Annotated in this window: 16 protein-coding genes; 4 read left to right on the top strand and 12 right to left on the bottom strand. The window is 58.2% G+C overall.

Features of this window, described 5'->3' with window-relative positions; genetic code table 11:
• Positions 1 to 44: 44 nt before the first annotated feature.
• From AC27VJ_RS00170 to polA, 11 genes are all read right to left on the bottom strand, one after another.
• Positions 45 to 629 (bottom strand): LysE family translocator, encoded by a 585-nt coding sequence (locus AC27VJ_RS00170; protein ID WP_488682354.1) that lies wholly within the window; start codon positions 627 to 629, stop codon positions 45 to 47.
• Between the two features lie 76 nt (positions 630 to 705).
• The gene (locus AC27VJ_RS00165) at positions 706 to 1,254 is read right to left on the bottom strand and encodes a DUF924 family protein (RefSeq protein WP_488682353.1); all 549 of its coding nucleotides are present in this window, start codon (positions 1,252 to 1,254) and stop codon (positions 706 to 708) included.
• 11 nt (positions 1,255 to 1,265) lie between these two features.
• Complete coding sequence (locus AC27VJ_RS00160) at positions 1,266 to 1,478, bottom strand: SlyX family protein (RefSeq protein ID WP_353578171.1); 213 nt, start codon at positions 1,476 to 1,478, stop codon at positions 1,266 to 1,268.
• A gap of 106 nt (positions 1,479 to 1,584) precedes the next feature.
• A complete protein-coding gene (locus AC27VJ_RS00155; RefSeq protein ID WP_353578170.1) occupies positions 1,585 to 3,090 on the bottom strand; it encodes a tripartite tricarboxylate transporter permease in 1,506 nt (501 codons plus the stop codon).
• 8 nt (positions 3,091 to 3,098) lie between these two features.
• Positions 3,099 to 3,560 carry a tripartite tricarboxylate transporter TctB family protein gene (locus AC27VJ_RS00150; RefSeq protein WP_488682352.1) on the bottom strand — a complete coding sequence of 154 codons (462 nt, stop codon included), beginning with the start codon at positions 3,558 to 3,560 and terminating at the stop codon, positions 3,099 to 3,101.
• 72 nt (positions 3,561 to 3,632) lie between these two features.
• Positions 3,633 to 4,616: a tripartite tricarboxylate transporter substrate-binding protein gene (locus tag AC27VJ_RS00145; protein ID WP_488682351.1), complete on the bottom strand. Its 984-nt coding sequence runs from the start codon at positions 4,614 to 4,616 to the stop codon at positions 3,633 to 3,635.
• 214 nt (positions 4,617 to 4,830) lie between these two features.
• Entirely contained in the window at positions 4,831 to 6,195 is a 1,365-nt protein-coding gene (locus AC27VJ_RS00140; RefSeq protein ID WP_488682350.1) for a sigma-54-dependent transcriptional regulator, read from the bottom strand.
• On the bottom strand, positions 6,192 to 8,015 hold the full coding sequence (locus tag AC27VJ_RS00135) for a sensor histidine kinase (RefSeq protein ID WP_488683145.1): 1,824 nt from the start codon (positions 8,013 to 8,015) through the stop codon (positions 6,192 to 6,194). The genes AC27VJ_RS00140 and AC27VJ_RS00135 overlap by 4 nt, the downstream gene beginning before the upstream one ends.
• Positions 8,016 to 8,179: 164 nt before the next feature.
• Positions 8,180 to 8,365: a 50S ribosomal protein L32 gene (rpmF, locus tag AC27VJ_RS00130; RefSeq protein ID WP_003507205.1), complete on the bottom strand. Its 186-nt coding sequence runs from the start codon at positions 8,363 to 8,365 to the stop codon at positions 8,180 to 8,182.
• 193 nt (positions 8,366 to 8,558) lie between these two features.
• A complete protein-coding gene (locus tag AC27VJ_RS00125; protein ID WP_488682349.1) occupies positions 8,559 to 9,281 on the bottom strand; it encodes a DUF1868 domain-containing protein in 723 nt (240 codons plus the stop codon).
• Positions 9,282 to 9,352: 71 nt separating this feature from the next.
• On the bottom strand, positions 9,353 to 12,346 hold the full coding sequence (polA, locus tag AC27VJ_RS00120; protein ID WP_488682348.1) for a DNA polymerase I: 2,994 nt from the start codon (positions 12,344 to 12,346) through the stop codon (positions 9,353 to 9,355).
• 430 nt (positions 12,347 to 12,776) lie between these two features.
• Here polA and AC27VJ_RS00115 point away from each other — a divergent pair, with 430 nt between their 5' ends.
• A complete protein-coding gene (locus AC27VJ_RS00115; RefSeq protein ID WP_488682347.1) occupies positions 12,777 to 13,220 on the top strand; it encodes a MarR family winged helix-turn-helix transcriptional regulator in 444 nt (147 codons plus the stop codon).
• 73 nt (positions 13,221 to 13,293) lie between these two features.
• A complete protein-coding gene (locus AC27VJ_RS00110; RefSeq protein WP_488682346.1) occupies positions 13,294 to 14,685 on the top strand; it encodes a M20/M25/M40 family metallo-hydrolase in 1,392 nt (463 codons plus the stop codon).
• A gap of 454 nt (positions 14,686 to 15,139) precedes the next feature.
• On the opposite strand, the gene AC27VJ_RS00105 is transcribed toward AC27VJ_RS00110, so the two are convergent.
• Positions 15,140 to 15,349 (bottom strand): cold-shock protein, encoded by a 210-nt coding sequence (locus AC27VJ_RS00105; RefSeq protein WP_045230211.1) that lies wholly within the window; start codon positions 15,347 to 15,349, stop codon positions 15,140 to 15,142.
• A gap of 546 nt (positions 15,350 to 15,895) precedes the next feature.
• Between AC27VJ_RS00105 and AC27VJ_RS00100 the strand changes: the two genes are divergently transcribed.
• Both AC27VJ_RS00100 and AC27VJ_RS00095 read left to right on the top strand, forming a co-directional pair.
• Positions 15,896 to 16,354, top strand: a complete 459-nt coding sequence (locus AC27VJ_RS00100) for a YbaK/EbsC family protein (protein WP_488682345.1) — start codon at positions 15,896 to 15,898, stop codon at positions 16,352 to 16,354.
• 126 nt (positions 16,355 to 16,480) lie between these two features.
• Positions 16,481 to 18,811, top strand: a complete 2,331-nt coding sequence (locus AC27VJ_RS00095) for a transglycosylase domain-containing protein (RefSeq protein ID WP_488682344.1) — start codon at positions 16,481 to 16,483, stop codon at positions 18,809 to 18,811.
• The last annotated feature ends 59 nt before the right edge of the window (positions 18,812 to 18,870 follow it).

The following is an 18,870-nucleotide window of genomic DNA, read 5'->3' as shown; positions in this document are numbered from 1 at the left end:
CCTACCGACAAAAAGCCGTGCTTTCGAGAGAATGCGCGGCTTTTTTATGCCATGGCCCTCAGCGAACTCGTGGCAAGAACGGCGGCGAAGATGATAAGGCAGGTGGCCGCAATGCGCTGCATGGCTTCCGGTTTCAGAGAAACAGCCCCGCCCCGCGCAAAATAACAGCCAAGGCTGATCCAGCCGGAAGCCGCCAGAACGACGAGCCCTGAGAAGAGACCAAGCCATGGCAGCAGGTCGACGGCCTGCCCGTGCGGCATGATAACAACGGCAATGATCAGCGCTTTGGGATTGAGTATCGTCGTGACCAGAATATCCGCCGCCGTTACGTCTTTTTGCCTGGCCTGTGCTGCGGCTTTAAACCACAAACGATAGGCCAGAAACAGCACCCAGAGGCTTGCGCAAATCTTTGCGATGAGCGACAGCGCCGGATGAGCGGCGAGAAACGGTGCTGCGACGATGGCGACCGGAACGATGATGGCGAGATATCCGAGGATTTCGCACAGGATCAACGGCAGAGCGCGCGTGACACCGCGGCTGTAACCCGCCAGCGCCATGAGCGTGTTGGTTGGCCCGGGCGTCAGCAAGAGAAGCAGAATGGCCCCGGTGAATTCCAGAAATGTCGGCATGGTGATGCTGCAATCGATCATTGGACCATAAGTGTTTCTGCCGCAAGCGGATTGATTTCAGTCAAGTATTGAGCGCTTAACCCGCAAAACCGCCTTCGTCCAGAAACGCCTTTTCTTCCGCTGTAGTCTGTCGCAGCAGCATGTCATTGCGGTGCGGGAAACGTCCGAAGCGTTTAACGATGTCGCGATGTTCGACCGCAAACGGAAAATAGCGTTCGCCCAAGGGTTCGCAGAGCTTGCAGCACAGTTCCTGATCCTCGAGGTCTTCGGAATGCATCAGCGGCAGATAGAAGAAGATGCGAAGTTCCGCATCGATGGTCGTGTCATGGCCGCGACGCATTGCCTCCTGCCCGTAATGGCGGGCAAGCGGGTCTGTCGCATACATGTGGGCCGTGCCACGGAAACAGTTGCGTGGAAACTGATCCAGCAGCAAGAGCAACGCAAGACTGCTCTCATCACCCTCAAGCCAGCCATCGAGTTCACGGCGGGCGGCAGCAAAATGCAAATCCCTGAAACGATCATGGAAGGCAGCGTCGAATTGCGCGTCCTTGTCGAACCATTTGTCTGGCCCGGCTTCGTTCCAGAACGCCATGACATCGGATGCGGCAGAGGCTGTATCGCTCATCTCTGGCTTCCTCAGTAATGCGGTGGCTTGGTGATGGCGGGTGCTTCCAGCGCCTGCTCTTCGAGGCTCAGAAATCGCTCCGTCAGCCGGTCGAGCTTGGCGCGGGTCTGCTCAACGACCTTCCATTGTTCGGCAAGCTGATCTGATAGCTCCTCGATGGCTTTTGCCTGATGCGCTACGGTTTCTTCGAGCGCAATGATCCGGTTTTCGCTGGTATCTGCCATGATCGCCTCCTGTTTTCCGCCCTGCTTTGACAGTTTTATAGCCGACAAACAAGACAAAGGCCGGACATGATGCCCGGCCTTTGAGAGTTTCGTTGTTTCGCCAATCTCAATCTTCTTCCTGAAAGACCTCTTCGCGCTTTTTCTTGACGCTTGGAAGGAAGACGATGACGAGAACTGCCAGCGCAATCAAAAGCAGGGTGGCGCTGATGGGGCGGGTGACGAAGGTGGAGGGATCGCCACGCGACAGGATCATCGCCCGGCGCAGGTTCTCTTCCAGCAGCGGCCCCAGCACGAAACCGAGCAGCAAGGGTGCCGGTTCGCAGCGCAGTTTGACCAGCGCATAACCGATGAGCCCAAAGAAGGCGACGGCATAGAGATCATAGACGTTGGAGTTGACGCTGTAGACCCCGATGGCGCAGAACGCCATGATGATGGGGAACAGCACATAGTAAGGGATCGTCAGCAGCTTCACCCACAGCCCGATCAGCGGCAAATTGAGGACAACCAGCATCAGGTTACCGATCCACATGGATGCGATGATGCCCCAGAACAAAGCTGGCTGTTCGACAGCGACATTCGGGCCAGGAACGATGCCCTGAATAATCATGGCACCGATCATCAGCGCCATGACCGGGTTGGCGGGAATGCCAAGCGTCAGGAGCGGAATGAACGAGGTCTGTGCACCGGCATTGTTGGCCGACTCAGGACCAGCCACACCGGCAATAGCGCCGTGGCCGAATTCTTCCGGGTGCTTCGAGACACGCTTTTCGACCGTGTAGGACGCGAAGGCTGCAAGGATCGCACCGCCGCCGGGCAGGATGCCGAGCGCTGAGCCGATGGCCGTGCCGCGCAGTACAGGGCCGATCATTTGTTTGAAATCGTCTTTGCTGGGCAGAAGGCCGCTGACCTTGGCCATCAAGACCGAACGGGTCTTTTCGTTTTCGAGGTTTCTCAAGATTTCGGCAATGCCGAAGACACCGACGGCGACTGCGACGAAGTTCAGTCCATCGGCATATTCACGGATGCCCAGCGTGAAGCGCGGCGTGCCGCTATAGATATCCGTTCCCACCAGCCCGAGCAGCAGGCCGAGAACGACCATGGCCAGCGCCTTGATGATGGAGCCGTGAGCAAGGGCGATGGACGAGACGAGGCCGACAACCATCAGCGAGAAATATTCGGCGGCACCGAATTCCAACGCGATGGCCGTTAGAGGCGGTGCGAAGACCGCCACGAGGAAGGTCGAGACCGTACCAGCGAAGAAGGAGCCGATGGCGGCAATGGCCAGTGCGACGCCTGCTTTGCCCTTGCGCGCCATCTGGTAGCCATCGATGGCGGTGACGGCAGAGGAAGATTCGCCCGGCATGTTGATGAGGATCGCCGTGGTCGAGCCGCCATATTGCGCGCCGTAATAGATGCCCGCGAGCATGATGAGCGAAGAAACCGGCTCCAGCTGGAAGGTGATCGGCAGCAGCATGGCGATGGTTGCCGTGGCACCGATGCCCGGCAAGACGCCGATCAAGGTGCCGAGCAACACGCCAATGAGGCAGAAGAACAGGTTGTGAAGAGATGTGGCGGTGGAAAAACCCAGCGCGAGATTATCAAACAGTTCCATCATGCACCTCAGAAGTTGAGCCAGGGGCCGAAGCGCTGGAAGGGCAGTCCCAGACCGTAATCGAACACGGCCACGGAAAAGATGGTGATGCCGACGGACAGCACGACGGCCATCCACGGCTTCATCTTATGAGACGCGAAGGAGGCGATGAGTGCGCTGCAAAACAGGGCTGGAACGAAGCCGAGACCGCGCACCGTCATGCCGAAGAAGATCGGTGCGGGCAGAATGAGAAAGATGCCGCGCCACGCGATGGGCCCCAGGGGCTCGCCCTGGATATTGCCTGCGCGCACGAAGATGAAGGTGCCGAGCGCCACAAGGATGATGGAGAGCACGAGCGGGAAATAGCCCGGCCCCATGCGAAACGCCGTCCCCAGTTCCAGCCCGTAGGATTGCCAGGCAAAGAAAAGGCCGAGAGCGATGAAAAAGCCGCCACAGATTGCCTCTGTCGCATCGAATGAAATGGATTTCATATGTTGGGTCCCCCGCTGGCGAGTGAAAACCGGCGGCCTGTGACGGCCACCGGTTGAGTGCTTGAAAGAGACTTAGTCGGCGTACTGGCCTGCGGCCTCGATCACCGTTTTCCAACGCGGAATTTCGCTTTCCAGCTTGGCCTTGAGTGCCGCCGGCGTGCCATCTGCCTCAGGAGACGGCGTGGTGCCGAGCTCGGCAAAGCGGGCTGCGACATTCGGGTCTTTCAGGGCCACCTGAAGCGACTTCGAAAGGCGTTCGTTGATGTCGGCGGGTGTACCTTTCGGCGTATAAATGCCGTGCCAGACACCGACTTCGAAGCTTGGAAGACCAGCCTCTGCCGCTGTCGGCACGTCGGGCAGCACGTCGAGACGCTTGGGTGTCGTCACCGCATAGGCTTTGACGGTTTTGCCCTGAATCTGCTTGGTGGTGTTGGTCGTCTGGTCACACATGATATCGACTTGACCGCCCAAGAGATCGGTCATGGCCGGGCCTGTACCCTTGTAAGGCACTGTGACGAGCGGGGTCTGGATGGCGCTCATGAACAGCATGCCGCACAGATGCGAGGCAGCACCGATGCCGGCATTGGCGACAGTGACCGTATCCTTATTGGCCTTTGCGTATTCGATGAGGCCCTTGAGGTCATTGGTCTCCAGCGTCTTGCGTGACAGAATGGTCATCGGCACTTCGGTGACGAGGCCGACATAATCGAAGGCTTCGAGCGTGTTATAGGCCAGCTTGCGGTAGAGCGTGGCGCTGGTTGCCATGCCGATGTGGTGAAGAAGCACGGTGTAACCGTCCGGATCAGCCGATGCGACGCGGCCGGCACCCAGCGTACCACCAGCACCGCCGACATTTTCCACGACGATCTGCTGTCCCAAGTCTTTCGACATGGATTCGGCCACCAGGCGAGCAACCGTATCGGTAGGGCCACCGGCGGCAAAAGGCACGACCATGGTGATGTTGCGTTGCGGATAGGTCTGTGCGGCTGCGGACAGAGCAAACAGCGATACGGCGGCAGCAGCCACGGCACCTGTGACGGTTTTGAGAATTTTCATCTTTTCCTCCCGATGAAATATGGCCTCATCGACCGTCGCACTCCTATTGCGCCGGTCGGGGGTGAGCTATTTGCAATCGGTGCTTTGACCTAAGCAATGCCGCCGGAGGCTGAGAAGAAGAAAAGCAGCTGGCGTCTTGCCGCAATGGGTGGAAATCGAAACATTCGACTCTATCGATGGGTGGAAATCCACCCATGAGAGTATTGCTGAAGCTTCAAGGCAGGGTTTTTAAATCTTCATCCGCGAGATCGGACTTCGTCAGCGCATGTTTTTGCATTTTTTCATAAAGCGTCTTGCGCGATATTCCGAGCGTCTCATAGACCGCTTTCAGATTGCCTTTGTGCAGTGCAATAGCCCTTGCAAGAACGGATTTTTCGAATTCCGCGACTTTGGCTGAAAGGCTTGCCGATTGTTCGGAGGCATTGAGCTGGCCGTCGGACGCGTTGCCGTCTAGGCCCAGCACCAGCCGGTCTGCTGCATTTCGCAGCTCCCGCACATTTCCCGGCCAGTCCTGCATCGCCAAGGCGGAGGCAATGCCGGATGGGACTTCGATATCGTCCCGGTCGTAACGCGCCGCTGCTTCTCTGACCAATTGCAGGAACAGCAGCGGGATATCGGAGCGGCGCTGCGCAAGGGAGGGGACGTGCACGGTGGCGACATTCAGCCGATAGAGCAAATCCTGCCTGAAGCGGCCCGCCAGCGCCTCTTCGGCAAGATCAGCCTTGCTGGTAGCAATGAAGCGCACATCAAGCTCCACGGTCTCGTTGGAGCCAAGGCGGGTGATCGTACGCTCCTGCAGTACCCGCAACAGCTTGCCCTGCATATCCGACGGCATAGAGCCGATTTCATCCAGCAGCACCGTGCCGCCGCGGGCATGTTCGAATTTGCCGTAACGCGGGCGCAAGGCACCGGGAAACGCTCCCGCCTCATGGCCGAATAGCTCGCTTTCAATGAGATGCTGCGGCAGGGCTGCGCAATTGATGGCAACGAAGGGCTTGTCTGCACGGGCGCTGACATCATGGAGCGCGCGGGCCACGACTTCCTTGCCGGCACCGGTATCGCCAATGATGAGCGTATCTGCATCTGCCGCGCCAATCGCGCGGATACGATAGCGCAGATCGACCATGACCTGCGTGCGGCCCGGCAGGCGGGTTTCCAGATCGTCGCGTTTGCCAGCCACGGCACGGAGACGTCGGTTTTCCAGAACCAGCGAGCGGCGATCTATGGCCCGTTTGATGATGCCTGCGAGATATTGGACGCTGAACGGCTTTTCGATGAAATCATAGGCGCCGTTGCGCATGGCGCTGACCGCCAACTGCACATCGCCATGGCCGGTGACAAGAATGACGGGGATTTCCGCATCCAGTTCCCGCACTTTTTGCAAAAGCGTCATGCCGTCCATGCCCGGCATTCTGATATCGCTGACGATGACGCCATCGAAACTATAGCCGATCAGTTCGAAGACATGGTCGGCGTGATCGACGGTGACGACATCCAGACCGGCAAGCTCCAGCGCTTGGCCTGTGGAAAGCCGCAAATCCTCTTCGTCATCGATCAGCAAAACACGCGAGACATTCATTCGGCAGCAATCTCCATCGGCGCTTCCGCGTCCAGTTCAATATCGAAGCGCGCACCACCCTCGGGCAGATTGGTCACGCTGAGACGTCCGCCGAAATCCTTGACGATATTGTAGGAGATGGACAGTCCGAGACCCAAGCCCTTGCCCACGCCTTTGGTGGAAAAGAACGGATCGAATATGCGCTCCATGATGGCGGGCGGCACGCCGGGACCGTGGTCGCGGATCGAGAGGATGACCTTCTCGCCCTCCTGCCGTGCCGTGAGATCGATATGGCGATTCTCCAGCCCTTCCACGGCATCGGCGGCGTTGGAAATGATGTTGACCAAGACCTGCTGGAGCCGCACCGGCCCAGCTTTGACGTAAAGCGGCACCGGACCGAAATCCACGGTCAATCGGGCATCCGCCGCCTTCAGCCGCGCATTGACGATCTCCAGCGTATCGCTGACCACCGCATCCAGCGGCACAGGGCCGAGCTTTTCGTTCGGCTTGCGTGCGAAGTTGCGCAGATGCTTGCCAATGGCGGCCATGCGGTCGATCAGCGCCGAGATGCGCTTGAGATTGTCCGATGCCTCGCCCACCCGGCCGCGCTCGATCAGCAGAGAGGCGCTTTCGGCGTAGGTCTTGGCGGCGGCCAGCGGCTGGTTGAACTCGTGAGACAAAGCTGCCGACATTTGGCCGAGCGCTGCCAGCTTGCCCGCCTGGATCAAATCCTTCTGTGTCTTGCGCAGCCGCTTTTCGGTCTGGCGGCGTTCGGCAATCTCATGCTTGATATCGCGGTTGACGCGGGCGAGATCGGCGGTGCGTTCTTCCACGCGCCGTTCCAGTTCGGCCTGCGCTTCCGCCTGATGGATCAGCCGGTCGCGCAATCTCTTGCGTCGCTGCAACATGGCGGCCATCAGCGCCCCTGCAAGGCAAAGGCACAGGACGATGGCGATCATCGTGGTTTTGACCTGTGTGCGTATGGAGCCGGTGTCCATCAGCACATTGACCGTCCATCCGGCGTCGGGCATGTCCTGCGAGAGGGAAATATACTCCCGATCCTGCTCGCCCTCGCGGATGGTCATCAGATCATGGGCACCGAAGGTGCCGTGCGTCACCGCAAGCTGCCTCAGATTGGCATCTGAATAGCGGCGTGAGCTCTCGGTTTTGGCAATGCGTTCGGGCGTCAGCGGCTGGACGGCGGAATAAAGCCATTCGGGCGTTCCCGTCATGAAGATGATGCCTTCGGGGTCATTGACGAAGATGCGGTTCTCGCCATTGCCGAAGGATGCCTCGATACCTTCGATATCCACCTTGAAGACGATGACGCCCTTGATCTCGCCGTTGAAGAGAATGGGAGAGGCGAAATAATAGCCGCGCTTGTGCGACGTGGTGCCGAGCGCGAAGAATTTCGATTGCTGGCCTTTGGCGGCATCCTGAAAATAGGGGCGGTAGCTGAAATTCTGGCCGACGAAGCTGGCCGGACCATCATAATTGCTGGCGGCAATCGTCTCGCCATCCAGCGTCATGATATAGATATCGGAGGATTTCAGCAGATCGTTGATGGATTTGAGGTAGATATTGGCTCGCAACCGCAACGACTGATCTTGCGGGTGCGCAACAAGCTCCTCGATATCGTCATGATCCGCCATCAGCGCGGGCAATGGCTCGTAGCGGCTCAAATGCCCGCCGAGCGCAGAGACCGCCAGCCGCAACGTCGTACCGCCTTGGGCTGCCACCTCGTTGAAGTAGCTTTCGGCAATAAGCGCGCTTCCCCGGGTCAAGGCGACACCGCCGAGACCAAGGCACACAAGCACGATACCGATCCAGCGATACCTCACCGACCTGAAACCCTCCACATGAGGGGCTTGATCCAAGCCCGCTCTCCCGGCTTCAAGTCTAAGGGGAGGTGTCGGAATTTCCAAGCGCCATTGGTGTGCGCAAAACCAAAAACATAAAAGCCGACCCAAAGGCCGGCTTTTCGTAACTTAAAGAAGGCGCAAAATTATGCGCTTTCCTTCGGCGTCAGAACCTGACGACCACGGTACATGCCTGTCTTCAGGTCGATGTGGTGTGGGCGGCGCAGTTCGCCGGAGTTCTTGTCTTCAACGTAGGTTGCGGACTTCAGGCCATCAGCCGAACGACGCATGCCGCGCTTGGACGGGCTTGTTTTTCTCTTAGGTACTGCCATTTGTGTAACTCCACTTAAGCGGCGAAACACGGGAACCAGCCAGGACCCAGGCCGAATGTCACATGTTTCTATATCTGAATTTTGGCGCGCTTATACATGCCTCCCGGGGCTTTGACCAGCCCCGGCGTCGATTTTTTCAAGAATGTCCGAATCGCCAAGACAGGTCTTGCGCGAAAGCTTTTGACACTGACTATCAGACAGGGTCGAAAACGATCAATTCCTCAAAATGCTTCATATCGCTGAATTCACAGAATGCTGGCGGGCGCATTTCCAGAACCGGAACGGCAGACCGCAACTGCTCAAGGCTTTCATCCAGCATTCTTTGCCAGCGCGGCAGGCATCCGGGGTCGAACCAGCGCATGATATAGGCGAAGGTGATGTGGAATTCATAGGTTTCGTGATCGGGATGGCGATAGCCGAAGATATCGGCAAAGGCATTGCGCCATTCGGCAATCGCCCGGTCATCCCCTGCCGTTGCACCTTTCAATGTCAGGCCCAGCGGTGAGAGGCCGGAAACCTGCATTGCAAAGGCCGGAAGCTGCGGAAAGGCCTGAAGTTTTTCCAGATAGAAATCCGTCATCGCTTCGATGGGTGTGTCGTCCGGCATCTCCTTTGGCCAATAGGGCCTCGTGCGGCGATGCTCGATGATGCCCTGAAACACCGTCATGTGCAGGCTGGAGATGGGCGTGAAAGCCAGATGGCTGTGGGCTTCCGGCATATCGAGAAGCTGCTTGCGGGTCTTGATGATCGCATATTGCGTACGCGACCCTTCCGCCAGATGACAGACGACCGTGTTTCCCGGCTCATGCAGAAATTCGCCGTTCAAATCATACCGGGTTCCGAGATGACGCGGCGGCGCATCGTTACTGGCGGTGGAAAAGGCGGCGAGCTTCTGTGAAACGAACGGCGCGTGCATGGTGCAAAGGCTCCTTGTAAGCAAGGTAGCCTCCTACTCCCGGCACGCGACACTTCAATGACAAGTTGGACTTAGTGCGCCTCGTCCCAGTTGGCGGCGGCACGCGCATCCACCTTCAGCGGAACCTTCATGTCGATGGCGGGCATGGCTGCATTTTCCATGATCGACACCACGACCGGCAAAGTCTTGTCGATCTCGCCCTCTTCCACCTCGAAGATCAGTTCGTCATGCACCTGCAACAGCATGCGTGCAGCAAGCCTGGCTTCTTCCAGCGCCGGTTCGATGCGGATCATGGCGCGGCGGATGATATCGGCCGCAGAGCCCTGAATGGGGGCGTTGATGGCGGCGCGTTCATTAAAGGCGCGCACCGAAGGATTGGACGACTTGATTTCCGGGTAGTTGATGCGGCGACCGAAGATGGTTTCGACATAACCCTTGTCGCGCGCGATGGCCTTGGTGTTTTCCATATAGTCGCGAATGCCGGGAAAGCGCTCGAAATACTTCTTGATGTACTCTCCCGCTTCCGAGCGCCCGATGCTGAGCTGGTTGGCCAGACCGAAGGAGGAAATGCCATAGATAATGCCGAAGTTGATGGCCTTGGCACGGCGGCGCACTTCGGATGGCATGCCTTCAACGGGAACGCCGAACATTTCCGACGCCGTCATGGCGTGGATGTCGATGCCGTTTTCAAAGGCGTTTCTCAGCTGCGGAATATCCGCGACATGGGCGAGAACGCGAAGCTCGATCTGGCTGTAGTCGGCAGACAGAAGCTTGTTGCCGGGCGTGGACACAAAGGCTGTACGGATCTTGCGGCCTTCTGCGGTGCGCACCGGAATGTTCTGAAGATTGGGCTCTGACGAGGACAGGCGACCGGTGGTGGTGGATGCCAGCGAATAGGAGGTGTGGACCCGCTTCGTATCGGCATGGATATAGCCGGGAAGCGCATCCGTATAGGTGGATTTCAGCTTGGTCAGCTGACGCCAGTCAACGATCTTGCGCGGCAGTTCGGCACCTTCGGCGGCCAGATCTTCCAGAACCTGCGCCGAGGTGGACCATTGCCCGGTCTTGGTCTTGGAGCCGCCCGGCAGACCCATTCTGCCGAACAGAATATCGCCCAGTTGCTTGGGCGAGCCAATGTTGAACTTTTCGCCTGCCAGCTCGTAAATCTCTTCTTCGAAGGCAGCAGCCTTTTGCGCGAGTTCTCCAGAAAGACGCGACAGGATTTGCCGGTCGACGGTGATGCCGCGCTCTTCCATGCGGGCAAGGACCGGCAGCAGCGGGCGTTCCAGCCGCTCATAGACGGCGGTCAGGCGGTCGGCCACGAGGCGCGGTTTCAATACCATCCACAAACGCAACGTGACATCGGCATCTTCTGCGGCATAGGCGGTTGCCTTGTCGATATCGACGAAATCGAAGGTGACGCCCGATTTGCCCGAGCCTGCGACATCCTTGTAAGCAATCGGCGTGTGGCCGAGCCAGCGTTCGGACAGGGCATCCATGCCGTGCAGGCCTTTGCCCGCTTCCAGCACATAGGACATCAGCATCGTATCATCGAAACTCTGCATGGTGATGCCGAGGCGCTTGACCAGCAGATAGTCGTATTTCAGGTTCTGCGCGACCTTGAGAACGGCCGGGTCTTCCAGAAGTGCCTTCAATCGATCCAGCGCATCGCGTGCCGGAATCTGGTCTGGAGCGAGCTTGATGCCATCGCTGAACAGATCGCCGCCCGAACCGGTCTTGTGGGAGATCGGCACATAGGCGGCGATGATCTCCGCGCCTGTCGCATCCTTGCGGTTATTGGCAATCGCCAGCGAAAAGCCGACCAGTTCAGCCTGCATCGGATCAAGCGAGGTGGTTTCCGTATCGAAGGCAACGACGCCGGTTTCCCGCGCCATGGCAATCCAACGATCCAGCTCTTCAACCGTACGGATGGTTTGATAGGCCGTGATATCGATCTTGGCAGCGGAAAAAATGGCTTCGCGGCTGGAGGCAAGCGCGGCTGGCGTGCTGCCTTCCAGTGCCGAGGCAGTGGCCGAGGCGTTTTCGACAGCGCTCTCATCCAGCGATGTGGCCTTGTCGCCTGCGGGCTCTGCCGGTGCCCCATCCAGATCGGGACCGTGCGCCTGCGCGCCGCGTTCCACCGGAACATTGGCGGCATCGATGGCAGCGGCATCCGCGCCGGTGGTTTCGGCCACGCGACGGGTGAGCGTGGTAAACTCCATGGCCTTCAGGAAGGCGATGAGCTTGGGGCCATCCTGCGGCTCCAGCGTCAGCGCATCCAGCGGCAGTTGCAGTGGCACATCTGTCCTGAGCGCCACCAGCTGCCGTGAAAGGCGCGCCAGTTCCGCATTGGCAACAATGTTTTCGCGGCGCTTCTGCTGCTTGATTTCGCCAGCACGTTCCAGCAGCGTATCGAGATCGCCATATTCACCCAGCAACTGCGCCGCCGTCTTCGGGCCGATGCCGGGAATGCCGGGAATGTTGTCGGTCGAGTCGCCGGTCATGGCTTGCAGGTCGATCATCTTTTCGGGGCCAACGCCCCATTTTTCGATGACATCGGGCACGCCGATCTGCTTGTCCTTCATCGCGTCGTACATATGCACATTGGCGGTGACGAGCTGCATCAGATCCTTGTCGGAAGAGATGATCGTCACATCCGCGCCGATGGCCTCGGCCTGACGGGCGTAAGTAGCAATGATATCATCAGCCTCAAACCCTTCCGTCTCGATGCAGGGCAGATTGAAGGCGCGGGTTGCGTGGCGGATCAGGCCGAATTGCGGCACCAGATCTTCCGGCGGCGCCGAACGGTTGGCCTTGTAGAGATCGTAAAGCTCGTTGCGGAAGGTTTTCGAAGAATAGTCGAAAATCACAGCGAAATGCGTGGGCGTCACGCCGACATCGGTGTTGCGCGCATCCTTCAGCAGCTTCCACAACATGTTGCAGAAACCGGATACGGCATTGACCGGCAATCCATCCGATTTGCGGTTGAGCGCTGGAATGGCATGGAACGCCCGGAAAATGAAACCGGAGCCGTCTACGAGGAAGAGGTGATCGCCTTTTTTCATGGGAAGCATGGATAGCGCGGGCCTGTGTTGGCGTCCATAGAAAGTTCTTGGGGGATCGGACCAACCCACTGTTTCCGGGACGTGCAAAGCCGGGTTCAAACCTCACCATAACGTTACAAATTTGTAATCCGGGCTTCCCTTGAAAAGCCGCATTTGCAGCCTCATTTCTTGGAGGACGGCGACTGATCACGCCGTGTCTGATAGCTGGCTCGTCCCCCGCCGCGTCAGACCGGACAAAGGCCTACCCCCCTCTCCGGGCCTTTGTCCCTCAATATAAACGCCATGGCCGTCCCCTCCCGGCCATGGCGTTTTTTATGGTCTCAACCCACCCTTTTTCCAGCGCCGCATGCTTCGCGAAAGCCTCGATATCTACATAGCATGATATGCAATTGCGGTGACCGTATCGCCGCCCGCCCGGGACAAGGATGAGATGCGTTTTTCGCGAAACGATTCGGCCACCTATCTTGCCGCCCAGCTGGCAAAGACCTTTGCAAAGGCGCTGAACAAGCGCGCTGCCGCACTCGGTTTTTCGCCGGGTCAATTTCCCATATTGCTGGAACTCTGGCACGAAGACGGCTTGACGCAGCGGCAATTGCTGGACCGGGTCGATGTGGAGCAGGCGACGCTTGCCAACACATTGGCGCGCATGGAGCGTGACGGGCTGATCGAGCGCAAACCGCACCCCAGAGACCGGCGCGCGCAGATCATAGAACTGACGGAGCGTGGCCGTGAGCTGGAATTGCAGGCGATTTCCGCTTCCAAGGCAACCGATGATGCCATGCTTGGCGGGCTGCTGAAATTCGAGCGGCAGTTGCTGCTGGAATATATGGGCCGCGCCATCGAGGCCGCCAAAGCCTCCGACCAAAAGGCCTGAGGTGATTTTCCGGCTCGAAACCGGACCACCTTTGCTCTATCCTGCGCCAATCTTTGCATGACAGGATCGCGTAATGACAGACATATCCCCCGTTCTCTCGGCGGTTGACGACAATCTCAACGCCAGTCTCGACAGACTTTTTGAGCTCGTCCGCCTGAAATCCATTTCGACAGACCCGGCTTACAAGGCCGAATGCCGCAAGGCCGCCGACTGGCTGGTCCGTGATCTGACGAGCATCGGCTTCAAGGCCTCGGTGCGCGACACCGCTGGTCACCCCATGGTCGTTGCCCATCACGATGGCGCGACGCCGGATGCACCGCATGTGCTGTTTTACGGCCATTACGATGTCCAGCCCGTCGATCCCATCGCGCTTTGGGACAACGAGCCCTTCGATCCGGCGTTGAAAGACATCGGCGAAGGCCGGCAGATCATCACCGGTCGCGGTACATCGGATGACAAGGGTCAGCTGATGACCTTCGTCGAAGCCTGCCGCGCCTACAAGCAGGCGCACGGTTCGCTGCCGCTGCGCATCACCATTCTGTTCGAAGGTGAAGAGGAATCCGGTTCGCCATCGCTCAAGCCTTTCCTTGATGCCAATGCCGATGAGCTGAAGGCGGATTATGCACTGGTTTGCGACACCAGCATGTGGGACCGCGAAACACCCGCGATTGCTGCTGCACTGCGTGGTCTCGTCGGCGAAGAGATCGTCATCACCGGTGCCGACCGCGACCTTCATTCGGGCCTGTTCGGTGGGGCGGCTGCCAACCCGATCCATATTCTGACGTCCATTCTGGCTGGTCTTCATGACGAGACGGGCCGTATCACGCTGCCCGGCTTTTACGATGGCGTCGAGGAAACCCCTGCCAATATCAAGGCATCCTGGGACAATCTGGGGCGCACCGCCGAATCATTCCTCGGCGAAGTGGGTCTTTCCCTCCCTTCGGGTGAAAAAGGCCGCTCGGTTCTGGAACTGACCTGGGCGCGCCCGACGGCTGAGGTCAACGGCATCGTCGGCGGTTACACCGGCGAAGGTTTCAAGACGGTGATTGCGGCCAAGGCGTCCGCCAAAGTATCTTTCCGTCTGGTTGGCAAACAAGACCCTGCCGCCATCCGAGAAAGCTTTCGCGCCTATGTCCGCTCGAAAGTTCCGGCTGACTGCTCGGTGGATTTTCATGAGCACGGCGGATCACCCGCCATTCAGCTGTCTTATGATTCGCCAGCGCTGACAAAAGCCAAGAGCGCGCTGTCCGATGAGTGGGCCAAGCCCGCTGTCGTCATCGGCATGGGCGGATCGATCCCCATCGTTGGCGACTTCCAGACCATGCTCGGCATGGATTCGCTGATGATCGGCTTCGGTCTGACGGATGACCGCATTCATTCGCCCAACGAGAAGTACGACCTGCAATCCTTCCACAAGGGCATCCGCTCGTGGGTGCGAATTCTCTCTGCGCTGAGCGCAAAGTAACAACAAAAAAGCGCCGCCCGCTTTTGCGAGTGGCGCTTTTGATGACTATAACAGGTCATGAAAAACAAAAAGGCCGGGCAAGCCCGACCTTTCCTTCCGTTTCAGCAGCAGTGCCAGTACATCCGTGGTCAAGGCGCATAAAACGGTTTGGTGTCTCAGCACGGCGCCAACATAAGTTGCTGTCGCTCGCGTCTTCCGAAACATGATTGCTCTGCTTTGGTTAATCTTTGGTTAACACACCAGCCGCAACCACGTCGTTTCAAATCTCTTTGTCGGAGACCGCTGAAACACTCATGAACCTTATATCGTGGTGGATAGTGGCCATTACAAGGCCGAGCGCATATTTTTTTAGAATGTCAAAATATAGACAAGCAAACAGGCAAAGAAAAAGGCCGGGCGAACCCGGCCTTTCCAACTAGCGTCAACTCGGCTCAAGAGCCGACCAAAGCTTCAATTAAGCAGCAACGATGCTGTCTGCAGACATCTTGCCCGAACGGCGGTCCTGAACGAGTTCGTAGGTGATCTTCTGACCATCCTTGAGGCCGTTCAGGCCAGCGCGCTCAACTGCGGAGATGTGAACGAAAACGTCCTGTGCGCCATCATCAGGCTGAATGAAGCCGTAGCCCTTGGTTGCGTTGAACCACTTTACTGTACCAGTCGCCATAACGATGTTCCTTCCGTTGGCAAATTACGTTTGCACTGAAATTCAGCGCGGGTGTTCTCGAATTTGAAGGAAAGATCGTCGTTTGCGTCTAAAAGACGCCGAAGCTCTGGTCGTCAAACAAATATCGATGGCGAAACACCTAAGGTGGTGACGCCGATAAGTCAAGTTTGTTTGGTGAAGAAGCCGAAAAGCGATGCCCCGTATTTCGCCGCCACTATTTCAGTTTCGGCAGCGTTACCCTCGGCTTAGAGCTTTTCACGTCCGAAGACTTCCGATCCTTGATGTGAATTCGGGAAGGCCCAAAACGCAAAAACCCGGCGCGGGAGGAGGTGCGCCGGGTTCTTGAAACTGACTGACAACTGGGAGGAGGAGTGTTGTCAGTCCAATCGGGCGACGCTGGGAGGAGGAGTGCGTCGCTTCGATGGTTTGAAGATACAACAAATTCCCCTGATTAAAACACAAGACATTGCACCGCAGCATTGCGCAAAACGCATAACTAGGGTGGTTATGCTTGCCCTCAACTGCATTAACGCCTAAAGATTGCGCATGAGCATCGAATCTGTCCGAAAATATTTCGCCAGCCACGCTCCAGAGATTGACGTTCTGGTTACCGAGGCAAGCTCCGCCACTGTGGCACAGGCCGCAGAAGCCCATAATGTCGATCCGGACCAGATTGCCAAGACGATTTGTCTCAAAGCAGGCGATACGATTCTCCTCCTCGTCACCGCGGGTACCAAGCGGCTCGACAATCGAAAGTTTCGGGATCGATTCGCGACCAAGCCCCGGATGCTGGGTGGGGAAGATGTCGTTGCCATCACCGGTCATCCCATTGGCGGTGTCTGCCCCTTCGGCCTGCCCTCCCCTCTGCCTGTCTACCTCGACATATCGCTGAGAAATTATGTCGAGGTCCTGCCAGCGGCGGGTGCAACCAACGCCGCCGTGCGCATTGCGCCGGACCATATGGCCGCGTTGACGGGTGCTGAATGGGTAGACGTTTGCCAGTGACGGCAACGTGAAGTTTACGTTCTTTAACCCCACCTTAAATCGCCGCATTTAAGCTTCATCGGGAAGAAACGACGACCAGGAGCAGCGAATAGCGCCGCCAAAACATCATGGAGCGATTTCCCGAAGATGGCAGGTAATGGCAAATCACGCCAGCGCGTAGAACCTTCTTTCGGGGATTTTCACGAATCCGGCGATGACCTGCGTCTTGACGAGACCGACCGGATTACCGGCACCAAGGGTAGCAGTAAAAAATCTGCCAGTTTCGACGATCCCAAACCGCAAAAACGTGAGCGCAGCCGCAAGCAGGCAACGACGAAACGTTCGTCGCGCAGGGAAAGCGGTGGCGGCATCATCGGCTTTATCCGCTCCTGCATTTACTGGTGCATCGTGCTGGGCATCTGGGGCGGCATCGGCGTTGCTGGTATCGTCTTCTATTATGCCGCGCGCATGCCGAGCGCCAGCACATGGTCGATCCCCGAGCGTCCGCCCAATCTGAAAATCGTGGCCGTCGAAGGTTCGGTGCTTGCCAATCGCGGCACCACAGGTGGCGAGGCGCTGTCGCTCGAAGATATGTCGCCCTACCTTCCGCAGGCCGTCATGGCCATCGAGGACCGGCGCTTCTATTCGCATTTCGGTATCGATCCGCTGGGCCTCGCCCGCGCCATCGTCACCAATATCGTCAGTGGCCGCACCGTTCAGGGTGGCTCGACGCTGACGCAGCAGCTGGCGAAAAATCTGTTCCTGTCTCCCGACAGGACGCTGGAGCGAAAGATCCAGGAAGTGCTGCTGTCGTTCTGGCTGGAGCAGAAATACACCAAGGACCAGATTCTGGCGATGTATCTGAACCGCGTCTATTTCGGTTCGAACGCTTACGGCGTGGAAGCGGCATCGCAGCGCTATTTCAACAAGTCTGCTCGGGACGTCAATCTGGGCGAAGCGGCCCTTTTGGCTGGTCTACTGAAAGCTCCTTCACGTCTGTCGCCAGCGCGCGATCCGCAGGCTGCCGAAGAGCGCGCGCAGGTCGTTCTTCAGTCCATGCGCGATGTCGGTTTCATCACCGAGGATGAAATCAAGACGGCCATGTCGCAGCCGCCGACAAAGGCGAAACGCTTCTGGTCGGGTGCCGAACATTACGCCGCCGATATGGTGCTGGACGAGGTTCGCGGCCTGATCGGCGATGTGAAGCAGGATCTGGTGGTCGACACAACCATTGACCTCGATCTGGAAAAAGAAGCCGAAAAGGCGCTTTCCGATGTGCTGAAAAGCGAAGGTAAAAAGCTCGGCGCTTCGCAGGCAGCCTTGGCTTCCATCGATGGGACGGGTGCCATTCGCGCCGTTGTCGGCGGGGCGGATTATGCTGAAAGCCAGTTCAACCGCGCGTCCAGAGCAAAACGCCAGCCCGGCTCAGCCTTCAAGCCCTTCGTTTATATCGCCGCGCTGGAAAACGGGCTGACGCCGAATTCCATCCGCAATGATGCGCCGGTCAAGATCGGCAAGTGGACGCCTGAGAATTATGACCAGAAATATCGCGGCGAAGTCACGCTTGCGACGGCGCTTGCCAATTCGCTGAACACGATTGCCGCACAGCTGGTGATGGAGGTTGGACCCGACAGGGTCACGCAGGTGGCACATCGCATGGGCATCGAATCGGATTTGCAGGCCAATGCCTCGATTGCGCTTGGTACCTCGGAAGTCTCGCTTCTGGAACTGACCTCGGCCTATGCGCCGATGATGAATGGCGGCTTCAAGGCGACGCCTCATATCGTCAAGCGCATTACCGACGCCGAAGGCAAGGTGCTGTATGAGAACAAATACGACAATCCGCCCCGCGTGCTGAGTGAATCGATTGCCGCGACCATGAACAGCATGCTGACCGGCGTCATCAATGAGGGCACGGGCAAGGCCGCACGGCTGAAGGGCTGGCAGGCAGCGGGCAAATCCGGCACCACCCAGTCTTTCCGCGATGCTCTGTTCGTCGGCTACACCAGCACGCTGACGACGGGCGTTTGGTTCGGCAATGACGATGGCACGTCGATGAAGAAGGTCACCGGCGGCGGCCTGCCTGCCAAGGCGTGGAAAGAATTCATGACTGCGGCCCATTCCGGCCTGACACCGTCTCCGCTCTTCGGTCTCGGCACCTATGGCACGCCTGAAATTGGCCAACCCACGGCCGACGCACCCACCGCCCTGCCCCAGTCGCTCAGCGATCTCATCTCCAATGCCCTGGGCGGAAAAGAAGCGCCGGTACCGCCGAATTATCCGGCAGCACCCGTCGGGCGTGATCAGACGGCATCCAATCCCGCTTACCCGCCTGCCGATGTTCCGGCCCAGCAATTTCCGCAACAACAATATGGCGGTGGGCCCGTTCCGCCTGCCGATATCGGCGGTGGCCAGCCGCAGCAGCGTCAAGCTGCGCCGAAACAAACGACCTTGTTCGACATCTTGATGGGCAATTGATCCGCTTCAATCACTATCCGTAACAGCAAAAAGCCCGGTGAAAACCGGGCTTTGACTGC

The sequence above is a fragment of the Agrobacterium sp. 20P9.1.2 genome (assembly GCF_057799395.1).
The sequence above is the reverse complement of the archived record's forward strand: the minus strand, read 5'-3'. Positions and strand labels throughout refer to the sequence as shown.